Source organism: Okeania hirsuta (assembly GCF_003838195.1).
GTDB classification, from domain to species: Bacteria; Cyanobacteriota; Cyanobacteriia; order Cyanobacteriales; family Microcoleaceae; genus Okeania; species Okeania hirsuta.
Genome location: NZ_RCBY01000008.1, coordinates 13,052 through 34,244, shown reverse-complemented (window position 1 = coordinate 34,244; position 21,193 = coordinate 13,052). Strand labels below are relative to the sequence as shown.

Genomic DNA, 21,193 nt, shown 5'->3' with positions numbered 1-21,193 from the left:
TTGCTACGGAATGCTACGCAAAAAGGTGGGTCCAATATTGCGATTAGTTACCGTAACCTTGGGGTTTTAATGCAGAAATGTAGTCTGGATTTACTTCTGCTGAAAAGTAAGCCATTAACTCCGTACAAGTTGATGTAGGTCGAAACCAATTCACTGCTATACACTCAGAATCATTTTCACATAAGTTAGAACATTCTTCTGGGCCAGAAACATCGGTAACAGCAAGCCCTCGCCCTCGGATAAATACATCAGGGGACAATGGCCCCATATCGTCTGCAAGAGCTGAAGTTACATTTGCCAGCATCGTACCGAAAAAAACCAATGCGACCAGCATGATTCCTGCGATAATTTTCCACAATCTTTCCATTTGTCTCTTCGTTTATCCTTATATTGGGTGCTTTTCAAAAGGAACTTTTCAGAACATTTTTACCTTTCCCTCAGATGAAGACCTTTTTCTCTAATATTTTCTTAATTTTTCCTTCTCAAACAACTACAGACAATAATTGACTTTTCATCAAGCAATATCTATAGAGATAATCTTGGACGAATCTTTCCAAGGATTTTAGTTGAAAACTATTTGGTATTATTCTGTAAGCATTTCCTACGGAATGCTGCGCAAACAGTTATTAGCTATCAACTCTCAGAAAAAGGACAGGGTTTTAATGAAAATAGACTGTTTTAGCCAGTTTTTGTAGTAAGATTTAATTCTGACTCAATTAGTAAAGCTTTTATCTAAAACTAAAAACAATACCTAATAGCTGATAGCTGATAGCTGACGGCTGAATGCTTACATTATTCTGCTCGAAAAACTTATTCCACAGTCAATTTTAATTCCGGAAAGATAGAAGATTGAATGAGTTGCTTTTCCTTAAATTGAGTAGATTTATACTCTCCATTTTCTAGGGTATTAACTGTAAAAGTTGGCTGTTTGGGATAACCGATAAATTTTCTTCCTCCTAATCCCAAATAATCCACAATCCAATATTCTTTAATGCCCATAATTTCATAAGCATCTAGTTTGAGAGGATAATCATCGCTCCAATTGCTACTGACAACTTCAATTACTAACTTAATTGACTGACTATTAATTAAAGTAGATTCTTTTTCCCAACGTGGTTCATTCTGAATAAAATCTCGGTTGACAACAATTACATCTGGTTCGTAACCTGATAAATTATCGGTTTTGAAAATACATTCTTTAGGGATAAAGTAAGGCGACCCTGAATGCCTAATTTCCAAGCTCAACTCAGCCATTAAAAAACCTGCAATTTGAGAATGTTGACCTCTAGGTTTAGGCATTTGAGTAACTACTCCGTTATGTAATTCATAGTGGTATTCCGACTGTTCTGGATACCAATTAATAAATTCATCAAAATCACTAAAACTTGTCCTATAAAGTACCTGGGTCATAATATCAAATCCGGTTGAATACTTATTATTATAGTTGGGAGTGAGGGAGTGAGGGAGTAGGGGAGTAGGGGAGTAGGGGAGATGAAATATTGAAGTAATTATAGAATTATAAACAGATATTAAACATCTCCTCCAAAAGAGGGAGTAGGGAGTAGGAAGTAGGGGGAAAGAATTGATAAATAAGAGTGCGGTAATCTAAGCATTCAGCAGTCAGTCATCAGCTATCAGCTATCAGCTATTGCTTTTAATTTAGGATAAAAGCTTTATTAATTGTTTTACTACAAAAGTTGGCTTCCTTACCCTTAAAGTCAGTTGTTAATTGTCAGCATTCAGCAGTCAGCTATCAGCTTTATTAATTTTAGTTGACAATTTAAGCTTGCTGTTCTTGTGCTTCAATTCTTTGTTTAAAAATGTTGTAGAAGTTAAGCAAATGCTTGCTTCATTTATTAAAAAGCTGTTTGCGCAGCATTCCGTAGGAAGAGCTGACAGCTAATAGCTGAATGCTTACCTGATAACTGATAACTGAAATGACTACTCCCTAAAAGTTGACAATTATAAACTAGATATGTATGATTTGGGCGAGTAGTGAGTAAAGACTATGAAAAATATAGATTATTCTGTAGTTATTCCCATCTTCAACGAAGAAGAAATCATCCCTGAACTATGGCGACAGTTATTAGATGTTTTACAGCGACTTGATGGTAATAGCGAAGTAATTTTTATCAATGATGGTAGTGTAGATTCTTCCTTTGAACTGTTAAAAAAAATAACTCAGCAACACCTAGAAGTAAAAATTATTAACTTTTCTAGAAATTTTGGGCATCAATCTGCTTTGTCTGCGGGAATAGATCATGCTGATGGAAAAGCAGTTATTTTAATGGATGGAGATTTGCAAGATTCTCCAGAAGCAATTATTAGTTTTTCACGACTTTGGCAACAGGGATATGATGTGGTTTATGCTATTAGAAAAAATCGTAAAGAAAAATTGTTGAAACGATTAGCATTTAAAAGTTTTTATTACATTCAAAGAAAGTTGTCAGGAATTATCACTCCAATGGATGCAGGTATCTTTTCATTAATGGATAGAAAAGTCATCTTAACTCTACGACAAATGCCAGAACGCAACAAATATTTAAGTGGTTTAAGAGCCTATGCCGGATTTAAACAAATAGGTATTTCTGTAGAACGTGGTCCTCGATATAGAGGTGAGCCTAAAGTTTCAGTTTCTAAGTTATTTAAGCTTGCTTTTGATGGCATATTTTCTTTTTCAACAATTCCTTTGAAAATGGCAACTATTTTAGGCTTAGTATCTGCAATTTTCTCTTTTATTATAGGATTAATTGGTCTTTACTTTAAATTTGTTTTAGGGCAAGAATTTTTATCCTGGGCTTATGGTTTAACTACAACATTTTTTATGGGGGGAATACAACTGCTGTCTCTAGGAATTATTGGAGAATATATTGGTCGTATTTACGATGAAGTTAGGCAAAGACCGTACTATATTATTAGAGAAAAAATTGGCTTTGAGAAAATAAGTTCAGATGAAAGTTAAAAATTTTAACAGTGGGTTGAACAAGAATATTTAAGTTATCTACTAAAAACTGTGGTACACAATTTTTCAGTATCTGGATAACAATTTATATTCAATTTTATTTATAAAATATTTTTTTCACTCAGCAGATTAATTTTATAGAGTTGAAGAAGGTTTTTAGTTATAGTTTTTAGGTTAATACTTCAGTCTAATTTTAAACCAGGGTTGCACAACAAGTTTCTCTTCAATCTACCACCTAAAATCTAATACCAATTTCATTAGGACTTACGCATAACTACCACTTATGCCTAGGGGTTAACGGCCAACCCCTAAAAATGCTGTATAATTTCGTCTTTTGCGTAAGTCCTGTTCATAAAATATTGCTACATTCATGGAAGAGTAAGCAGGGATTAGGTAGGGATATTGCATGCAATGTCCCTAGGTCGCAGAGGAAAAGAAGTATATGAAAAAAGAGAAAAAAAATTAAATATTTACAATATCTGCGAACGATCAAATTTTATACTTAAGGCCAAAAATTATCTTTTTCTTTTGGGTTTAATACCCCGCCGTCTACGCGGTATTTACAATTGGTTGGGGTTTGAGTCCCCATTCTCTTTTTCCTTTTTCGGTCTTTCCTTCTTACTTCTTCAAAGATTAAGATCTAACTACCTTTTTCAAATTGGTATAAAACCTTTAGAGCGTAATGAGGATAATGACAACAGAAAAAAAATCCCCAATTAGCAAAAAAATCTTCAAGAATAATTTCCAACTTTTAAATTGGATAAGTATAGTTTTAGTTATACTTCCAGCAGTTGCAATGGGAATATTAATTCTGACCTACAGCGTTAATATGCCTTATTGGGACCAATGGAATCTTATGCCTCAGTTATTCATAAAAATTTCCCAAAATTCCTTGTCCTGGCAAGACTTGATTGCTCAACATAATGAAAGTAGAAAACTATTTCCACGACTAATATTTCTCGGACTGGCATATTTAACTAACTGGGATGTTAGATATGAAATGCTAGTAATATTTATCTTAGCTTGTCTAGTTTCTGTTAATATTTATCGCCTCAATCGATTAACCGTAAATGCTAATTTGTTGACAACTTCACTCATAGCTTTCTTGACAAATATCCTGATTTTTTCTCCAATTCAATATGATAACTGGTTTTGGGGAATCCAATTAGTAGTTTTGATGCCGATCGCTTGTATTACTACAGGAATTTCAGTTGTCTACTCCCACTTTCATACTAGATATAAATTTTTAATTTGTATGATGCTTTGCATCATTAGTACTTTTTCCTATTCTAATGGGATGATAGCTTGGATAATAATTTTACCTGTATTAATATTAGTTACGGCAAAATCAACATCAGATTTACTGAAACAAAAATGGTTATTCTTAAGCTGGATAGCAGTTTTTATCAGCAATATAATTATTTATTTTTATGATTATCAAAAGCCTGAAGTTAGCCCTAGTCTTATACCAGCATTTCGGCATCCAGAGCAAACTTTACAGTTTTTCTTAGCCTTTTTGGGTTCTCCTTTGGGTTCTGGTTTTGAAATATCTCCTCTTACTTCTTCGATATTTATTGGTGGAGTAGAAATAGGAATATTTTGCTGTTTATTTATTTACCTACTCAAACATATTAAAAATTACCATATTTTAGAGAGAACTATTGGTTGGATGATGATTGCTATCTACTCAATAATTAGTGCTTTAATTACTGCCGTTGGTAGAGTTGGTTTTGGAGTAGAAAGTGCTTTACCTTCAAGGTATACAACATTTTCTATTTATTTAATAATCGCTATTATACATTTATTACCAATAGTTTTGAGCCATATTTATAGTCAGATAAATCCGATAAAATTGCAAGTATGGCTCTATAAAGTTACAGTGGCGATCGCCATGACTGGATTGATGATTTTACACTATAAATCGTTTACTTATAGCGTGAAAGAAATTAAATCTAGCTATCAATTGCGTATGGAAGGAAAAACTTGTTTATCATTCATTAATATCATTGAAAATAAGTTTTGTATTGAAGAAAATATTTTAGGAAATTATGATCATGTTAAAGATTTAGTCAAGGGACTTAATTACTTAGGTATGTTAAAACCTAATTTAGTTGCCAGCAATAATATCGAAGCGATCGCTGCTGAAAAATCTCCAGATCAAACTTACGGATCGTTAGATGGAATTATACCTTTAAATAGTTGGTACTTTGTTAATGGTTGGGCATTTTTACCAGAGCGTAACGAGCCTGCAGATGCAATTATTTTAACCTATAAAAATCAAGCAGTTGAAGAAGGAAGAAGCGGTGCTACCCCGCGTCGGCGACAGATCCAAGGGAATGCACACCAAGAGAGGAAGAAGGAAGAAGCGGTGCTACCCCGCGTCGGCGACAGACCCAAGGGAATGCGCACCAAGAGAGGAAGAAGGAAAAAGTGGATGGGGACTCAAACCCCAACCAATTATAAACACCCTGTAGATGGCGGGGTATTAAACCCAAAATCAAAAGATGATTGGATTATTTTTGATGTTTTGATGTCTGCTCAAACTCAAAGAGAAAATTTAGTTCAACTATTCAATAATCCTGCATACCTTAACGCAGGTTGGGAACAAACAATTTCTGGTAAATTACTCCCAGAAGGTAAGTTGAAAATTGCAGCTTGGGCATTTGATGCTAAATTAGGTAAAGCTTATAAATTAGATACAAATCACCTGATTACAAAAAATGGTAGTGGAGTAGGAGAGTAGGGGAGTGTGGAAAGTATTATTTAATCTTTCTATATAGGCAGTTAAACCAGTTTATTTTCCCACTGAGCTATGTCTACAATCAGAAAAAATCAAATCATAAGCTCACCAGAAATCTGTATAACAAATTGCACATTGCCTGTAAATATCCGGCAATCAATTCCACAACCCTAATACACCTTTTTCACGTCTTTCTCCTAACTAAAAAGAAACCCACAATTTCTTTGGTGTCTATGTCAATGGCTAGCCACAGCCATTGCTTGTAATATTTGCTCCCAACAAATGACCACATTTAATCACACTCAATAGTGAGTTTTCCAGTTTTTTTAGTAGATTTAATAGATTGATAAACCTCTGTATACTTACTATTAACGTAATGCGTGAAGCCATTTTTCAGATACACCTTTTACAGGAATAATGCCAGCTAAACTAATTTTTTCACTTTGATAATTTATCAATCAATTCTTTGGTTTGATCGTTGATGTATACTTTAGAGTTATTTGGGACAAATTGTATTTGACAGGTTTGACATTGATATTTCTATTTTTTGTTATGAATTGTGCCATTTTTCACAATATTGCCACTACCACAATTGGCACAGATTAAATCATTATTTGGCATAGGATTAGATATTGATGAAATATTTTTGAAATGTATATTATCAGATTTTTTTGTATTACATTTAAGGTTGAGTTATTTATAACGTACTGATTGATTATATCAAGTGTTAGCGGAGCTTTGTGTTAGCAATCGCCGACAAAATAAATTTTCAAATTTCAAGTAGATTGAAGTTCAATATTTGAGAGATTAATATCATAAATTGATCATTTATATTAACCTACCACTACATATATAGGACTACCCAGGATTTTTTCTTTTTTATCCTTAATACAATTATGCTTTAAACCTTAATTATTCGGTAAAATAGCTCTATAGTCAACTTCTTCACCTAATATAAAATGTTAATTAATTGGCAAGACTTAATAGCAGAAATAAATTTTAAACATAAACAATGCCAAGACGATCCGATAAATGCTATGGCATTTGCTTATTCTTTAGGGCAATTATTACTAGAAACTCAAGCTTTATTTTCTCCCACTGAATGGCAATCTTGGTTCAAAAAGAATTGCCATTTCTCAGAAAGTTGTGCTGAAACTTATCTGCAAATAGCTAAAAGCTGGCCTAGTTTCCGGACGCAATTAGATCCTTACAGAAAAGTGGATCTATCTGCTATGGAGAATATACCCCAGATGTCACTTATTTCCTCTAAGTCAAAGGATAGTTTTGAAGAAGATGTGGAGACAGAAGTTAAGCAAATTATTCCTTTATTGAGCAATGCTGAAAATTTTCCGACCTCCCTTCCAGACTCTGAAAAATCTGAAAATGCTACAATTATTAACTTTTATCTTCGTGGGAAAGTAGTTCCAAAAGCACGCCCACGAGTTACGACTAATGGTACTTATTTACCACCTCGATATCGTGCCTGGAGAAATCAAGCAGAAGTTGAAATTTACCGTCAAGTTTCTGACCTTAATTTAGAAGTAAATTTACCAATTCAAAGAGCAGCTATTTCTATCAGTTTTTGTGGTAAACATCGTACTAATTCTGATTTAGATAATTTAGCAGGGGCTTGTCTTGATGCTTTAACGTTAAACGGCGCGGGGGTGCTGCAGGACGACCGCTTGGCTTGTATTCCTAAACTTAATCTTGAATATATTCCTAATACTAAGGAAACGGGAGTTAAGATTACAATTGAAATACTTCCTGTGAGATAAATCGTTAAATAATAAGTTTTAATTTAGTATGTTATATGGCTTTGTTGCACAAAGAAAGGAAATAGGGTAAAAGTAACAGTGCGTGCCACAGCAAACCTACACCAACGTAGATATGAGTAAGTCCAAGTCTAAATGGTTTAAACAGGCAAGCCCAAAAGCTACAAAGTTGAAATCTAGTTAACTCCAATATTACCGCCACAACTTTAATGGATTTAACTCCGAAAACATAGATTAATCCTCTAGTATTAGCAGGTGCTTTAACAGAGGGAATTTATAATTTTCAAGTAGGCAAAAGAAAATTTGATTTTGAAGAATTACCTTTTGCTGGAAGTGAGTTTAGTCATCCTTATTATTGGGCACCATTTATTTTAATTGGTAATAGATTTTGAAGCATATCGTAGGTTTTAGGTAGTAGGTAGGTCTAATTAAACGTTAAAAAAATTGTAGGGGCGGATTTTCACCTAAAACCTTGACGTATGGTTTATATAATAGACATCTGGTGAAAATAAACTTACCCTTTATTTAACATAAGCTAGAGTTGTAAAAGTTAGTTCCCTAAATCATTTTTCGTACATTTTTCCTAAAAATCTATTCCCTGTTGCTTTCCGGAGCTGTTGCCTGTTACCTGTTATGTGTAAAAAGTCTATATCTTTTTCACGCCTATGTCTAATCATTGCCTACCCCATCATATTGAGTGGATACTTTTCTATCTTTCTGAGAACTTCTCTAATTAAGTTCCTAACATTTGTAATTTATACAAACTAGCATAAAGACCTTCTTTTTGTAATAATTCTTCGTGAGTACCAGATTCAATTAACTCTCCTCGCTTCAACACAAAAACCCGGTTAACATTTCTAATAGTCGAAAGTCGGTGAGCAATAATGATAGCTGTTCTTTCTGCTAAAAGTTTTTCTAATGCTGATTGAATTAAAGCTTCTGTTACCACATCTAAACTAGCAGTTGCTTCGTCAAGAACCAAAATTCTCGGTTTACGAATAGCAGCACGAGCAAATGCTAATAACTGCTTTTGACCACCAGAAAGATTAGCCCCTCTTTCTCGTAGTTGAGTATTATATCCTTGGGGTAATTCTGCAATAAATTTATCTATATTTGTGTTTTTTGCTGAGGTTTGAATCTCCTCTAATGAATAATCTTCTCCCAAAGTAATATTGCTTTTCACATCTCCAGCAAATAAAAAACCATCTTGTAAAATTACGCCAATATGTTTTCGTAATTCTGCTTGAGGTAAGTCTTTAATATTAATTCCATCAACTAAAATTCTGCCTTTATTGACATCATATAAACGACAAAGTAAGCGAATTACAGAACTTTTTCCTGCTCCAGTTGGCCCAACTAAAGCAACTTTTTCTCCTGGTTTAATAGTAAAGTTGAGATTTTTCAGAACATATTCATTTGGTTTATAGCCAAACCAGACATTTTCAAATCTAATTTCACCAATTTTAGAATTGTTAACTTCAACAGTAGGTAATTTTTTAATTTCTCCTTCTGGGTCTAGAATTTCAACTTCTTCATTGAGAAGATTAATAATACGTTCTACTGCAGTTAAACCTGCTTGAATAGCTGTAAATTTTTCGGCAAATTGTCGCAGAGGATCGAATAAACGTTGAGCATATAAAATGAAAGAAGATAAAGTGCCAAAATCTATATTTTCTGCTAAAACAAATTGCCCTCCCAGGAATAATACTACAGCGATCGCAACTAAAGAAATCCATTCTAAAATACCAGAGATAGCTGAGTCATAAAAAATAGTTTTATCTAGTGCTTTTACATAATCGATATTATTAACTCTAAATAACTCCGAATTAAATTTTTCTCGGCGAAATAATTGTACTACTCCTATACCAATTAAGTTTTCTTGTAATTGAGCATTTAAACCAGAAAGTTCATCTCTAGCTATATAATTAGCTTGCCTATATTTTTGCTGGAAATAGATAATAATTGTTGTTACTGGTAACATCATTAATATTAGCATTAAACCCAGTTGCCATTGCAAACTAAACATAGCAATAGCAATTATTAAAATCGAAAATAAATCGCTCAAAATACCAATAGCACCTGTAGAAAATACATCTCCTAAAGCTTCAACATCACTGGTAAGGCGAGTAATTAATTTTCCCACAGGGGTACTATCAAAAAATCTAACTCCTAAAGAAAGAACGTGTTTAAATAAGTCATCTCTAATATCAGCAGTAATTTTTTGTCCGACTTTTTGTACTAAAAAGCCTTGTAAAGATTGAAATATTAGTCGTATAATAATAGTCAACATTAATATAGTTCCTAAAATATTCAATCCTTGAGATAATGATATTTGTTGGAGAAATGACCAGGTTTTTTCTCCTAAAATTAGAGAAATTGCTTGCCCGATTAATAGTGGTTGAATTGCCCCAGAAATTGATAATGGTAACAATAATATCAGTGAGGCAAATACTAATTTTTTGTGGCGTAAACCATAGCCGATCATTCTTTTAATTAGTTGCCAGTCTGTTTCACTATTATTATTTCGCTCTTTGCTTCTATTGGTTTTCGGTGAGATGCTTCTCATAGATGTTTTTTTGGTTAAACTCTAGGTATTCTGATGTTTTTATAAGGTAGCATATCAGCTAAACATTCACAATTGATATTGATGGCTAATAGTAATTTGATAAATATTTGCTACAAATAACTAGGTTATTTATTAGGAGTCAGGAGTTAGATAGAGGAGCCGTCGGATTGGCGACGTACAGGAGTCAGAATAAATAACTTTAATACCATTTATTAGGTCATAATTTATCTTTTTAGTCTAAGAGATATCTCCTGCACGTGTCTTTTAAATGCCCTGATTATTCGTAACATTCTTTTTTTACGCTTGGTATAATAAATAATTCTAATTATCATGGCTGAAATTGAAAAAGAAAGATTAAAATTAAGACAATTTATCCTTGATGATTTGGATGAATTATACAATCTGTATCATAATCCAAAGGTAATGAAATATGTAGGAAAAGGCATCCTCACTAAGCCAGAAACAGAAGCAAGAATATTAAGCATAATTGAGAGTTGGAATCAAAATAATTTTGGAATGTGGGCGGTAGTTCATAAAATAGATAATAAAATGATTGGTCGTTGCGGACTTTGTTTTCTCGACAATACTCCAGAAATTGAGCTTGGTTATTTATTAAATCCTGCATATTGGTATCGAGGATTAGCAACAGAAGCAGCAAAAGCAAGTTTAAGATATGGATTTGAAGAGTTAAAGTTAGAGAAAATTGTCAACCCAAAAATATTGCCTCCCGACGAGTCATGGAAAAAGTAGGAATGAAATACGAAAAAGAGGCTAATTATTATCAGACTAACGTGATATACTATACTATCTTAAGCAAAGAATATCAGCCTAATAGTTAATTGTATGTTGTACTTATAAAATCTTGAAAAAATGATGAGTAAATTGACTCTAGTTATCGGTAATAAAAACTATTCTTCTTGGTCATTACGAGCGTGGTTAACGATGAAACAAGCAGGAGTGAAATTTACTGAAATTAAAATTCCTCTAGATACACATATTACCCACCAAGAAATTTTAAAATATTCTCCTACTGGTCTAGTACCAGTTTTGTTAGACGGGGATATTAAGGTATGGGAATCTCTTGCAATTTGTGAGTATGTAGCGGAGAAATTTGCCAATTTTTTGTGGCCTAAAGACCGCGAAGCACGAGCAGTAGCACGAGCAATTAGTGCCGAGATGCACGCAGGGTTCCCAAATTTACGCAAATATATGCCCATGGATTGTCGAGGTCGTTATCCAGAGGTAGGCATAATTCCGGAGGTGAGACCTGAAATTGAGAGGATCGGCAAAATGTGGCGAGAGTGTCGCGAAAAATTTGGAGCAGAAGGTGATATGTTGTTTGGTCAGTTTACAATTGCTGATGCTATGTATGCTCCGGTTGTCTCTCGCTTTGCCACTTATAAAGTGAAACTCGAACCAGTGGCACAAACTTATGCTGAAGCAGTTTGGGCATTAGCTGATATGCAAGAATGGTTAGCAGCAGCAGAAGTTGAGTCAGAAACTATTTTTGATTCAAAATTTTAACTGACGATCTTTTAAATTCATCAAATGCAAATTCTTTTAGTGGATGATGAACCAGAGTTAACTTCTCCTCTAAGTCGTGCTTTGAATCGAGAGGGGTATAGTGTTGATGTTGCCGATCATGGAAAAATTGGTAGTCAGATGGCAAGTCAGGGTAACTATGATTTGCTGATTTTAGATTGGATGTTACCTCACAAAACAGGATTGGAAATTTGCCAGGAGTTACGCTCGCGCCACGACTATACACCTGTTTTATTTCTTACTGCCAAAGATACAGTAGACGATCGCGTTGCTGGATTAGATGCTGGAGCAGATGATTATTTAGTTAAACCTTTTGAGTTGCGAGAGTTATTAGCAAGAGTTCGGGCATTATTACGTCGTCCCCAAAACATTGAAACAAGCACAACTGAGCAACATTTACAAGTAGCAAATTTAGAGCTAGACATAGAAAATCAAGTAGCTTATCGCGGTGGACAGATAATTAATTTATCAGAAAAAGAATGTAAATTGCTGGCATATTTTATGACCTACCCCGGTCAACTTCTAACTCATCAGCAAATCTATGAATATTTGTGGGGAGAAGGAGAAAAACCAAGCAGTAACGTTTTAGCAGCACAAGTACGTTTATTACGACGAAAAATAGAAGTAAATGGAGAGTTGCCACTCATTTATACTGTTTATCGAAAAGGTTATCGATTTGGAGAAAGTAATTACGATCACTGATCGCCGAATAATTGATAATTTCAGGTTTGAGACCTCTACTTTTAAGAAGAAAAATCATTCTTATCTCCTTTTGATCAATCTTCTGATTAAAAAGAAGAGGTAATTGTTAATGATGAATTGTTAACTGTTAATTTTTGAACTAGCATCATCTTGGGATGATTTTGTGCATCTGCATCTGGACTGTCAGCTTACATCTCCATCGCATCTGTCTCCATCATCCCTCTGAATAACGCCTTTGAATCAAACCAAAGTAAGTAAATAACTTACAAATCGCCTCCCCGAAGTGCCAGTAGCACAATAACTACAGGGCCAGCAATGACAACCATGGCCAACATTGTTAACTGGGCAATAGTTTCAAAGTTAATGTTGCTGAACAAATCAGTTAAAAACCCCATATTTCCCCTAAAAATAAATCAAATATATACTGAGCTGAAAAACCGTTTTTTATTCTACCAAGCTATCGCTACTTTAATTTAAGATACTTTACAAAACTCAATAATTTAGTCTGCTACAATCAGAAGGCCGTTAAGAAATAACTATTGGCTAAAAAAAAATGGCTAGTTGGTGTTGTGTAAAAAATTGTGGTGCTTGTTGTTACTTAGACCCAACAGAGCGTCCAGAATTAGAAGAATATTTATCTACAGAAGAGCTAAAGCATTATATGAGTTTAGTAGGAGCAGATGGATGGTGTATTAATTACGATAGTTTAACGCGAGAATGCCGTATTTACCCCGAAAGGCCCCATTTTTGTCGAGTCCAACCAGATACCTTTAGAGAATTGTACGGTATTGAACCAGAAGAACTTAATGAATTTGCCATTGACTGTTGTCAGCAGCACATTGGAGATATGTACGGCGATCGTAGTCTAGAAATGTTGCGCTTTAATCATGCAGTGGGTATTAACTCAGGTTTTCAGAGATAACGAACTCAGAACTCAGAAGTCAGAAGTTGTTTTTGTCAGGAGAATTTGAGCAACTCTCCAAAAACATTTTGCCTTAAAAGACGGGGTTGGGCGACCCAATTATTTTGATAAGTAGAGTAGAGTAGTTGACAGTAACATAATTATCTGAAACAATAAAGAAAATTTAAAGAATCTACATATACTCAGTAATTTAGTAAATTAGCCTGTGAAATCTTTTAGTGAAAATACACCTCAACCTAAAATAAATTTAGAACAAAAAGAATTTTCTGAGAGCTTACCTTTACAAGTTGCCTCAGAAATGGGTGAACTTTTACCCCCCAAAAATTCTCAATCAGAACAACAAGAAACGAAAGTAGAAAAAACAGGAGCATGGAAAGTATTTGCTTCTACTTTTGTCACAATATTTTTAGCAGAAATTGGCGATAAGACTCAGCTTACTACTCTGTTAATGACTGCCGAATCTCAATCTCCTTGGATAGTATTTTTAGGTGCAAGTAGCGCATTAGTAACTACAAGTTTGTTAGGGGTTTTGTTGGGAAAATGGTTAGCCAGTCGCCTCTCTCCTAAAACTATAGAAAGATCGGCAGGAATGATTTTATTACTAATATCTTTAACTTTAATAGTAGAGGCATTTTATAAAAATTTTTCCTAAGCATTTCCTGCAGAATGCAGCAAAAACAGCTATTAGCGGTCAGATATCAGCTTTTATTAGTTTAACTTCTACTACATTTTAAACCAAAGAATTGTATTTGATTAAAAAATTATTCTTTCTTCTTGATTTATTACTTTTTAATTTCTTCCTTCTTAACTACTATGGATTGGCAACTTTTAAGCTTAAGTTTTATCGCAGTTTTTTTATCTGAATTAGGAGATAAAAGTCAATTAGCAGCCATCGCCCTTGGTGGGTCTTCAAAATTTCCCCAGGCAGTATTTTTTGGTACTGCAACTGCTCTATTATTAACTAGCTTTTTAGGAGTTTTAGTAGGGGAAGGAGTAGCAGAAATTTTACCAACAAATATAGTAAAAATTACGGCTGCAACTGGATTTGCATTTATGGGTATTCGTCTTTTATTCTCTGGTGAAGAGGAAGTAGAAGAATCTGAAAATAATTGAGATTGAAAAAATCCCCATTTTCTAGAATATTTGAGAAAGCACTGTATGGAGTAAAAATAATTATGCTAACCTCTGTTGATTCACCCAAACAAATTACTCTCGAAGAATTTTTACAATTGCCATAAACAAAACCAGCAAGCGGATATATTAACAATAAAATTTATCAAAAACCAATGCCGCAAGGAGAGCATAGTAGAATTCAAACCTGTCTATCATCAGCAATTAATCAAGCAGGTGAACCACAAAAGTTAGCAATGGCATTGCCAGAATTAAGATGTACTTTTAACGGAGGTTCCATAGTTCCAGATATTTCAGTTTTTGCATGGCAACGTATTCCAAGAAAACCCAATGGTAGAATCGAAAATAGATTTTAAATAGCACCAGATTGGGTAATAGAAATTCTCTCGCCAGACCAAGGTGCTAATCAATTAATTAATTAATAAAATTCTTTTCTGTCTAAATAATGGTACTCAGTTGGGTTGGTTAATAGATTCTGAAGATGAATCTGTACTAATTTTCCAACCTAACCAGCAACCAGAAGTTAGATATGATTCTGATAATTTACCCATCCTCAATTTATTAACAGATTATTAACAGATTGGCAATTATCTGTTGCAGATTTATTTGGTTGGTTATATTAGATTTAGTGAGTAGGGAATAGGGAGTAGGGAGTAGGGAGTAGCTGAATGCTTAAATACTAACTAACAAAACTGGTTAATATTCCTAAAATTTGCGGTAAGTTTTTGATAGAATATTCCTCTAAATCTAATACTAGAGTTTGAGCTTCTAATTCTAAAAATTGCCAAGCTGTTCCTGTGGTAATAGCTCCATAAATTTTGCGAATATCATTCCCTTTATTTTGATTAAAAATCTGGGCAGCAACCATTTCGGCAATACATTTATCAAAGCCAGATTTAATATTATCATTCTTAGCTTCTACAAGAGTAACTATTGGTGCTTGAATTATCGTTTGTAATGTGGAATGACTAATAATAAAATCGCAAAAACCATTTAACTCTAGCTCTGGATTAACATTAAATTCGATGCCAGAAAATAAGCCTATTTGATTATTAGATATTTTTTTACTTCTGCTAATACTGGAGCAATAATAAATTCTGTTTGCGGAGCATTCCGTCAGGAAACGAGCTTTTTCCGAAGCGTTCGCGCTAGCGTTGCGGAGCAAATCGCCACTGCTAATGGTAGATAATATTCTAAAGCTTCTTGAAGAAATTGACTGGGAATAACATCTGGTAATTTATTAAATTTACCCAAGTTTTCGACCAGCTGAAGATTAAAATTAGTGAGAACTTCCTCTAAGGTAAATTTACTGTAAGGCATGAGTTTCTTTAGAGGTCATTTTCAGTTATCAGTTAGTCAGTTAAGGGTGGGCAAATATTAAATTAATTGAGATTAATTTTATCTCAACCAAAATGCACCTACCCTACTTTCTTCACCTACAACATTGTTATAGCGTTTATCTGGCTAGTGAGGTAGTTTTTTCTTTCTTCCCTGTTGCCTGTTCCCTGTTGCCTGTTGCCTGTTGCCTAAAGCAAACGAATTTTGTACCTCACGCTTTTTGGGAATTGCTATATTAGTTTTTTTGTTGATAACACCAACCAAGTAAAGTACCGCCAACAACTAATTTAATTACTTCTAATAACCAGTAACCGCCGTGCATTTGATTCATGGTCACAGGAACTTCTTTAACTGACTCAAACAGATTTAGATTTATACCCAAAGCACTCATTTGAGGAGTTAAACCGTAAGTATCAATTAAAGCGATCGCCAACAATGCTATAGAAAATATAATTGCTGTTTTAGTATTTTTAATTAAATTATTTGGTGTGGCACTTAATACTAATAAACCTGTTAAACCCAAGCTTGCACAAATTAATTCAAGTCGGTTAAACAACGAAAACATTATTGAACCTGCTGCTGTAAAATCTGATGTATTCATCATGCCAGAAGCATACATACTAGGCATAATTACCACGTCTAAAATTATGCAGGCACTTAACCAGAAACCTAAAGTTAAACAAACTATTGTTTGCCAACGTTTTTGATTAGATTCCAGATTTGAAGAAATAGTTGCCATATATTTTTACCTATTTAGAGTTATATATGAATTAGTTATCTTCAGCTTAACTAAAATTCGCCTCAATTAGTATTAAGTATTTTTACAATCTGATTTTGATAAGAAATGTAAAAATAACTAAAAATTCCCAAACAAAAAATCTAAGTTATAGCACTACGCAAATAGGGCGCGGACATTTATAAATGCTAAAACTCACTCAGGGATTATTTTTGACTTTTTACTTTTGACTTTTAACTTGCGCGTAGCGCTGTAGTAATTAAGTTGGTGGGCATAAATAGACGTTTCCGTTTGTCATGCTGCGCAAAAAAACGAAGAGTCTGAAAATGAAGCCAGAAGGCAGTTTTCAACCTAATTTTCAAAGTTTTGAATTTCTCTGGTTATTTTACGGATAATTAAACCGACCTACTTAGTAATTGGCACACTTTTCAAATAACTTGATACTAATTTAATATTGGGTTGCATAGAATTAAGGTTTCAAGAATAAATAATTGACTTTAGATCGAGGTTGATAACTTATAGAAGTTGATAATTTTGTGGAGTTTCACATAAAATTGGTATTACTATTTTAGAAATAAATTTCAAAACTTGAGGCGAATTTAGGTAGAGAAAGTTTCCCTAATTTGAGTATTAAAAATCTCAAATTATTTCAACTAGGGAATATATATTAAGGAATTATTTTCCCCTCAACTTTATCCCTAATACAAATTCGATCAACGTTTTTTACAAATAGTAGAAGTAATAAAGAAGGAAGAAGCAATAAGCAAGAAGGAAGGAGGAATAAATATTTAAAAAAAAGAGAAAACGATAGAAATTACCATATAAAATGAACTGAATAAGCTATTTTTAAGCATATCCGATCAAGATGCAATTTTTAATGTTCAGTTATGGCAAATTTAAATTGTGAATATATAGTCATTTAAAATAAGAATAAAACACTTTTTCGGCTGAAATTCTTTACAAGGCAAGAAACCTTTTTCTCAATCTAAGCTGAAATAACTATATAGCAATTCCCAAAAAGCGTGAGGTATAGCGCTGTGCGCAGGCAACAGGTAACAGGCAACAGCTCATCTGGGGGAATAAATTACTGATAATATAAGACTTTTAGCTATTTTGCCCCTCCTGCAATTTGTAAATATACCAGCGCTCATTGCTATACAAAATTTTAGGTTTGAGGGAACAAGGAACAGGGAACAGGGAATAAAAAGGTAAGCATTCAGCTATTAGCAGTCAGCTATCAGCAATTAATAATGAATAATTACTTCTCAGGTTTAGTCCGGAGATTTTGAAAGTAACTTTTTATTCTTTCCTAAATTTCAAAGGTTGCTTTTACCTTTCCCAACATTAATAGCTGATAGCTAATAGCTGACGGCTGAATGCTTACATAAAAAGACAAAAAGATAACTGTACCTCACGACCTTGGGAAACCCTATATAAGCTTAAAACATCTGTATATTCCCTATTTATTTCCATACCGGGTGTTCCTTCCATCCACAATTACATTATTTCCAAAATCAAAGCATATTAGCTTAAATCTATATTTTCTCCAAATACTTAAACCAAGTAAAATACAATCCAATCGACAATAAAATAAATATTAATAATAAAATACCAAAATTATCCCACTGCTTCATCATCAACATCATTCCCATCAAAAATAAAACCAACTGCCAAGGAATAGCAATAAAAGTTGCCATAATATCTCGTTTATTTTCTGCCTGAATTTTTGCCTGAATATTAGTTGGTAATTTTTTCCTCACTACTTCCCAAAAGCCAAAAGGTCTCGTCACCCGATAAAAATTATCAATTGTTTCTAAGTTAGTTGCTGGTGTAAAAAATGTCCCCAAAATACATCCTAAAAAAGAACAAATACTCGGCACCAAAAATAAAATATATTCCTGAGCTTGAGAATTATTCGCCACAGGTAAAATTACCGCTTTTGTCAAAATAGCTGCAACCAAACCCGCTCCAGTACCAATGGCAAACCCATAACCATTAAATCTCCACCAATACCATCTCAATACTAAAGGAATAAACAACCCAGTTCCTAATCCTAAAGTTAACCATCCCCAAATATCATTAATATTCGTGATATTAAAACTAAACATTAACCCTAAACCAACAATGACAATAGATGCTAAACGACCTTGATTAACTAATTGTTGATTAGAAGCTTCAGGTTTAAGATAAGCTTGATAAATATCCTTCACCCAATATGCAGCACTAGAATTAATAATAGAATCAAAAGTTGACATTGCTGCTGCAATAAAACAGGCAATTAATAAACCCTTAATACCTACCGGAATATATTCAGCAATTACAGTAGGTAAAACTAATTCAGGGTCAGAAATTACCTGATTTTTCAGACCATAATCTATCCCTAATACTGCAAAAGCTGTAACTAGAGGCCAGCGAAATGATAATAAGAAAATCCAGAATAAAGAAAGTAACCCAGCCTCACGATCGCTCTTCGCGGCAAAGTAACGTTGAGCTACATAACCACCCCCACCAGCAGCACCTTCGAGAAATACTTTAAAAGTATAAAATAACATCACTCCACCAAACAAATTAAAAATACTATAATCCCCTGGCAAATCAATAGTTATTGGTGGGGTGAGACTACTCCATTCTGCTAAATTCCATGTTTTTAATTGTTCTGTACCAGGAATGGAAATTGAAAAAGTTTCTGGTAGATTTACAGTTTTAAAAGCCATAAAACAGATATATAAAACTGCCACAAAAATCAAGATTCCTTGAAAAACATCTGTCAAAACTACTCCATAAAAACCACTAATAGCAGTATAAATTAAAGCTAATAAAATGAGTAAAACTCCAGCAACTCTATCATCAATTTCCAAAAAAATTCCTAAAAATTTGCCACCTCCAACGGCAAAATAGCTAATAGAAGCAATAGCAAAAATAATATTAGCAACTGCACTAATAATTCTGGCAATATTTCCTTCTCGACCCATACCAAAACGTAACTGCATCCATTCAGCAACAGTCATTACTTGAGCGCGACGATTCCACTTTCCAATAAATGTCATTAAACAGGCTAGATATAATACTATTCCACCCCTAATTTCAATAAAAAATCCCTTAGTCCCCAAAGCATAAACTAAAGCAGTTAATATCATAGTACCTGCAAGGTCAGTATTAGAAGCCATACCAGAAGCACCCAAAACCCACCAAGGCAAATTCCGATTTCCAAGAAAGTAAGATTCTATTCCTGTCGAAGCTTTTTTTTGTAGAAAAACCCCAAAACCCATAATAAATACCAAGTAAATTATTACAACTGTATAATCAATTATTTCCATAAAAGTAAATCTATAAATCAATTATCATTGATAATTTTATACCAAAGATAGCACTATAGCAATTATGAGATTCTCTGATAATTATGATGATAAAGCTGAGAAAATAAACTATCCGTTGATTCTGTTTTTTAATTAGAGTTAGTAGGCCGTATCTTCAACAGATATTATATTCGGGGAATAGTTTTAATTGATGCAGGTTATGGCAATAACACAACTTTCCTGAAAAGACTCGAAGAAAGGAAATTAAAATATCTAGGAGAAATCAGACAAAACAACAAAAAGTAGTAGTTAAATCAGAAGTAAAAATCAGAATAGATAAACCTCTTCAATAATTGATAATTGATCATGAATAATTGATAATTACTTCTCCCTAAAAGGAAGAGGATTGACCCTTAAGGAAAATTTTTTCTTGTTTCTCCTCTAAAGGAGAGGGTTTAAACCTTAATTATTAAATAATTATTCAATAAGGAGCTGACCATTAAATAAATTTGAATCAGTGGTATTAACTCTAGAAAAAAAAGTTTGAGTTAGTACATTTATCAAAATAATATGGGTCGCGCAACCCCGCCTTTTAAGGCGCAATATTTTTGGAGAGTTGCTCACGCATCTCCTACTTCCCCTCCTGGGAGGGGTTAGGGGTGGGTTAACTTATGACTTATGACTTATGACTTCTGACTTCGTTAAAGCTTCGGTTTCGCACTTCAAAGGAAAAATAACTTTTGCTATAGTTATAGCACTACAGGAATTGGTTAGAACATTTTTTAATTCTGTTTCCTGACGGATTCCGCACCGAAAACCATTTTACAGTTCGCTATTCCCAGATCCAGTTTTCCCTATTCCATAGCGCGTAGCGCTATATGAATGCTAGTTATGCGCGAAAAAAGAACAAAAATTGATTATTTGATTACCCATATTGAGAGGTTAAAAGTAACATCTGAGTGGATAATAGATATCTACTCAAACAGAAATTGGATAGAGGTGTTTGATCGAGAAGCTCTCATTATGTTTGGGGTTAAAAGAATATCAAGGAACGAGATAAATGGAGCTTGAAACGCCTTTTTGTATTGATATTTTGTGCTTATACTTTAATTATTTCGTATAAGTTAACTGAAGGACTAAAAAGGTAATAGGCAAATCAAACTTTGAAGACATTTACTGGTGCTGATAAAGCTTTTTTTGCAGTTATATATGCACTGTTTTATTGATTTTTTGACTAACAATATTGACCTGTTTACCTATCACAAGTAAAGTTTGGTCTATATTAAAGCTCTAAAAGTTATGTAAATCTCATTAGGAGAGAAGGAAGGACTGAAATTAAAAAAATCTGGGGTTGTCTGAGTTTTAAGCTTTTGATATATCCTAACTTTGATTTCGACTGCTATACATCTGTTTGATAACTAGAAAATAATTAGACATCTCCAGTAATAAAAAATAAAACCAATTATCCCACAGAAATTATCAATTC

17 protein-coding genes and 2 pseudogenes are annotated in these 21,193 nt (G+C 33.6%); 11 read left to right on the top strand and 8 right to left on the bottom strand.

Annotated features, from left to right (window positions below; all coding sequences use genetic code 11):
* Positions 1 to 43 precede the first annotated feature (43 nt).
* Positions 44 to 358: a PAN domain-containing protein gene (locus D5R40_RS02605; RefSeq protein WP_205127589.1), complete on the bottom strand. Its 315-nt coding sequence runs from the start codon at positions 356 to 358 to the stop codon at positions 44 to 46.
* 452 nt (positions 359 to 810) lie between these two features.
* Positions 811 to 1,410 (bottom strand): Uma2 family endonuclease, encoded by a 600-nt coding sequence (locus D5R40_RS02600; RefSeq protein WP_124144046.1) that lies wholly within the window; start codon positions 1,408 to 1,410, stop codon positions 811 to 813.
* 598 nt (positions 1,411 to 2,008) lie between these two features.
* Between D5R40_RS02600 and D5R40_RS02595 the strand changes: the two genes are divergently transcribed.
* Entirely contained in the window at positions 2,009 to 2,962 is a 954-nt protein-coding gene (locus tag D5R40_RS02595; RefSeq protein ID WP_124144047.1) for a glycosyltransferase family 2 protein, read from the top strand.
* Positions 2,963 to 3,653: 691 nt separating this feature from the next.
* Positions 3,654 to 5,705 carry a hypothetical protein gene (locus D5R40_RS02590; RefSeq protein ID WP_124144048.1) on the top strand — a complete coding sequence of 684 codons (2,052 nt, stop codon included), beginning with the start codon at positions 3,654 to 3,656 and terminating at the stop codon, positions 5,703 to 5,705.
* Between the two features lie 54 nt (positions 5,706 to 5,759).
* Here D5R40_RS02590 and D5R40_RS39000 read toward each other — a convergent pair.
* A pseudogene (locus D5R40_RS39000) lies at positions 5,760 to 6,323 on the bottom strand (IS1 family transposase); the annotation flags it as partial.
* Between the two features lie 338 nt (positions 6,324 to 6,661).
* Between D5R40_RS39000 and D5R40_RS02580 the strand changes: the two are divergent.
* Positions 6,662 to 7,477, top strand: a complete 816-nt coding sequence (locus tag D5R40_RS02580) for a RusA family crossover junction endodeoxyribonuclease (RefSeq protein WP_124144050.1) — start codon at positions 6,662 to 6,664, stop codon at positions 7,475 to 7,477.
* Between the two features lie 730 nt (positions 7,478 to 8,207).
* Here the strand turns inward: D5R40_RS02580 and D5R40_RS02575 are convergent.
* Positions 8,208 to 10,040, bottom strand: a complete 1,833-nt coding sequence (locus tag D5R40_RS02575) for an ABC transporter ATP-binding protein (RefSeq protein ID WP_124154185.1) — start codon at positions 10,038 to 10,040, stop codon at positions 8,208 to 8,210.
* Between the two features lie 330 nt (positions 10,041 to 10,370).
* On the opposite strand from D5R40_RS02575, the gene D5R40_RS02570 reads away from it, so the two are divergent.
* From D5R40_RS02570 to rppA, 3 genes are all read left to right on the top strand, one after another.
* Positions 10,371 to 10,790, top strand: coding sequence for a GNAT family N-acetyltransferase (locus tag D5R40_RS02570; protein WP_240038852.1), 420 nt, complete (start codon positions 10,371 to 10,373; stop codon positions 10,788 to 10,790).
* Positions 10,791 to 10,910: 120 nt separating this feature from the next.
* Positions 10,911 to 11,564 carry a glutathione S-transferase family protein gene (locus D5R40_RS02565; protein ID WP_240038853.1) on the top strand — a complete coding sequence of 218 codons (654 nt, stop codon included), beginning with the start codon at positions 10,911 to 10,913 and terminating at the stop codon, positions 11,562 to 11,564.
* Positions 11,565 to 11,588: 24 nt separating this feature from the next.
* Positions 11,589 to 12,284 carry a two-component system response regulator RppA gene (rppA, locus tag D5R40_RS02560; RefSeq protein ID WP_124144052.1) on the top strand — a complete coding sequence of 232 codons (696 nt, stop codon included), beginning with the start codon at positions 11,589 to 11,591 and terminating at the stop codon, positions 12,282 to 12,284.
* A 263-nt stretch (positions 12,285 to 12,547) separates the two neighbouring features.
* Here the strand turns inward: rppA and psb30 are convergent, their stop codons facing one another.
* The gene (gene psb30 / locus D5R40_RS02555; protein WP_124144053.1) at positions 12,548 to 12,679 is read right to left on the bottom strand and encodes a photosystem II reaction center protein Ycf12/Psb30; all 132 of its coding nucleotides are present in this window, start codon (positions 12,677 to 12,679) and stop codon (positions 12,548 to 12,550) included.
* Positions 12,680 to 12,837: 158 nt separating this feature from the next.
* Here psb30 and D5R40_RS02550 point away from each other — a divergent pair, with 158 nt between their 5' ends.
* From D5R40_RS02550 to D5R40_RS41820, 4 genes are all read left to right on the top strand, one after another.
* Entirely contained in the window at positions 12,838 to 13,206 is a 369-nt protein-coding gene (locus D5R40_RS02550) for a YkgJ family cysteine cluster protein (RefSeq protein ID WP_124144054.1), read from the top strand.
* Between the two features lie 205 nt (positions 13,207 to 13,411).
* On the top strand, positions 13,412 to 13,858 hold the full coding sequence (locus D5R40_RS02545; protein ID WP_240038854.1) for a TMEM165/GDT1 family protein: 447 nt from the start codon (positions 13,412 to 13,414) through the stop codon (positions 13,856 to 13,858).
* A gap of 161 nt (positions 13,859 to 14,019) precedes the next feature.
* Positions 14,020 to 14,319 carry a TMEM165/GDT1 family protein gene (locus D5R40_RS02540; RefSeq protein ID WP_124144055.1) on the top strand — a complete coding sequence of 100 codons (300 nt, stop codon included), beginning with the start codon at positions 14,020 to 14,022 and terminating at the stop codon, positions 14,317 to 14,319.
* A 173-nt stretch (positions 14,320 to 14,492) separates the two neighbouring features.
* On the top strand, positions 14,493 to 14,693 hold the full coding sequence (locus D5R40_RS41820) for a Uma2 family endonuclease (RefSeq protein ID WP_338043141.1): 201 nt from the start codon (positions 14,493 to 14,495) through the stop codon (positions 14,691 to 14,693).
* Positions 14,694 to 15,016: 323 nt separating this feature from the next.
* On the opposite strand, the gene D5R40_RS02530 is transcribed toward D5R40_RS41820, so the two are convergent.
* The 3 genes from D5R40_RS02530 to D5R40_RS02520 all read right to left on the bottom strand — a co-directional run bounded on the left by D5R40_RS02530 (position 15,017) and on the right by D5R40_RS02520 (position 19,728).
* Positions 15,017 to 15,502: a hypothetical protein gene (locus tag D5R40_RS02530; RefSeq protein WP_338043142.1), complete on the bottom strand. Its 486-nt coding sequence runs from the start codon at positions 15,500 to 15,502 to the stop codon at positions 15,017 to 15,019.
* A 408-nt stretch (positions 15,503 to 15,910) separates the two neighbouring features.
* Positions 15,911 to 16,414, bottom strand: coding sequence for a DUF4149 domain-containing protein (locus tag D5R40_RS02525; RefSeq protein WP_124144056.1), 504 nt, complete (start codon positions 16,412 to 16,414; stop codon positions 15,911 to 15,913).
* A 1,532-nt stretch (positions 16,415 to 17,946) separates the two neighbouring features.
* Complete coding sequence (locus D5R40_RS02520; protein ID WP_124144057.1) at positions 17,947 to 19,728, bottom strand: sodium:solute symporter family transporter; 1,782 nt, start codon at positions 19,726 to 19,728, stop codon at positions 17,947 to 17,949.
* 132 nt (positions 19,729 to 19,860) lie between these two features.
* Between D5R40_RS02520 and D5R40_RS40685 the strand changes: the two are divergent.
* A pseudogene (locus D5R40_RS40685) lies at positions 19,861 to 20,007 on the top strand (transposase); the annotation flags it as partial.
* Positions 20,008 to 21,193 lie beyond the last annotated feature (1,186 nt).

What these genes read in the sequence shown, in the direction of transcription:
- D5R40_RS02550 (WP_124144054.1), top strand. Translation starts at nt 12,838, where the DNA reads ATGGCTAGTTGGTGTTGTGTAAAAAATTGTGGTGCTTGTTGTTACTTA.
- psb30 (WP_124144053.1), bottom strand. Translation starts at nt 12,679, where the DNA reads ATGGGGTTTTTAACTGATTTGTTCAGCAACATTAACTTTGAAACTATT.
- D5R40_RS41820 (WP_338043141.1), top strand. Translation starts at nt 14,493, where the DNA reads ATGCCGCAAGGAGAGCATAGTAGAATTCAAACCTGTCTATCATCAGCA.
- D5R40_RS02525 (WP_124144056.1), bottom strand. Translation starts at nt 16,414, where the DNA reads ATGGCAACTATTTCTTCAAATCTGGAATCTAATCAAAAACGTTGGCAA.
- D5R40_RS02575 (WP_124154185.1), bottom strand. Translation starts at nt 10,040, where the DNA reads ATGAGAAGCATCTCACCGAAAACCAATAGAAGCAAAGAGCGAAATAAT.
- D5R40_RS02580 (WP_124144050.1), top strand. Translation starts at nt 6,662, where the DNA reads ATGTTAATTAATTGGCAAGACTTAATAGCAGAAATAAATTTTAAACAT.
- D5R40_RS02600 (WP_124144046.1), bottom strand. Translation starts at nt 1,410, where the DNA reads ATGACCCAGGTACTTTATAGGACAAGTTTTAGTGATTTTGATGAATTT.
- D5R40_RS02540 (WP_124144055.1), top strand. Translation starts at nt 14,020, where the DNA reads ATGGATTGGCAACTTTTAAGCTTAAGTTTTATCGCAGTTTTTTTATCT.
- D5R40_RS02595 (WP_124144047.1), top strand. Translation starts at nt 2,009, where the DNA reads ATGAAAAATATAGATTATTCTGTAGTTATTCCCATCTTCAACGAAGAA.
- D5R40_RS02520 (WP_124144057.1), bottom strand. Translation starts at nt 19,728, where the DNA reads ATGGAAATAATTGATTATACAGTTGTAATAATTTACTTGGTATTTATT.
- D5R40_RS02590 (WP_124144048.1), top strand. Translation starts at nt 3,654, where the DNA reads ATGACAACAGAAAAAAAATCCCCAATTAGCAAAAAAATCTTCAAGAAT.
- D5R40_RS02570 (WP_240038852.1), top strand. Translation starts at nt 10,371, where the DNA reads ATGGCTGAAATTGAAAAAGAAAGATTAAAATTAAGACAATTTATCCTT.
- D5R40_RS02565 (WP_240038853.1), top strand. Translation starts at nt 10,911, where the DNA reads ATGATGAGTAAATTGACTCTAGTTATCGGTAATAAAAACTATTCTTCT.
- rppA (WP_124144052.1), top strand. Translation starts at nt 11,589, where the DNA reads ATGCAAATTCTTTTAGTGGATGATGAACCAGAGTTAACTTCTCCTCTA.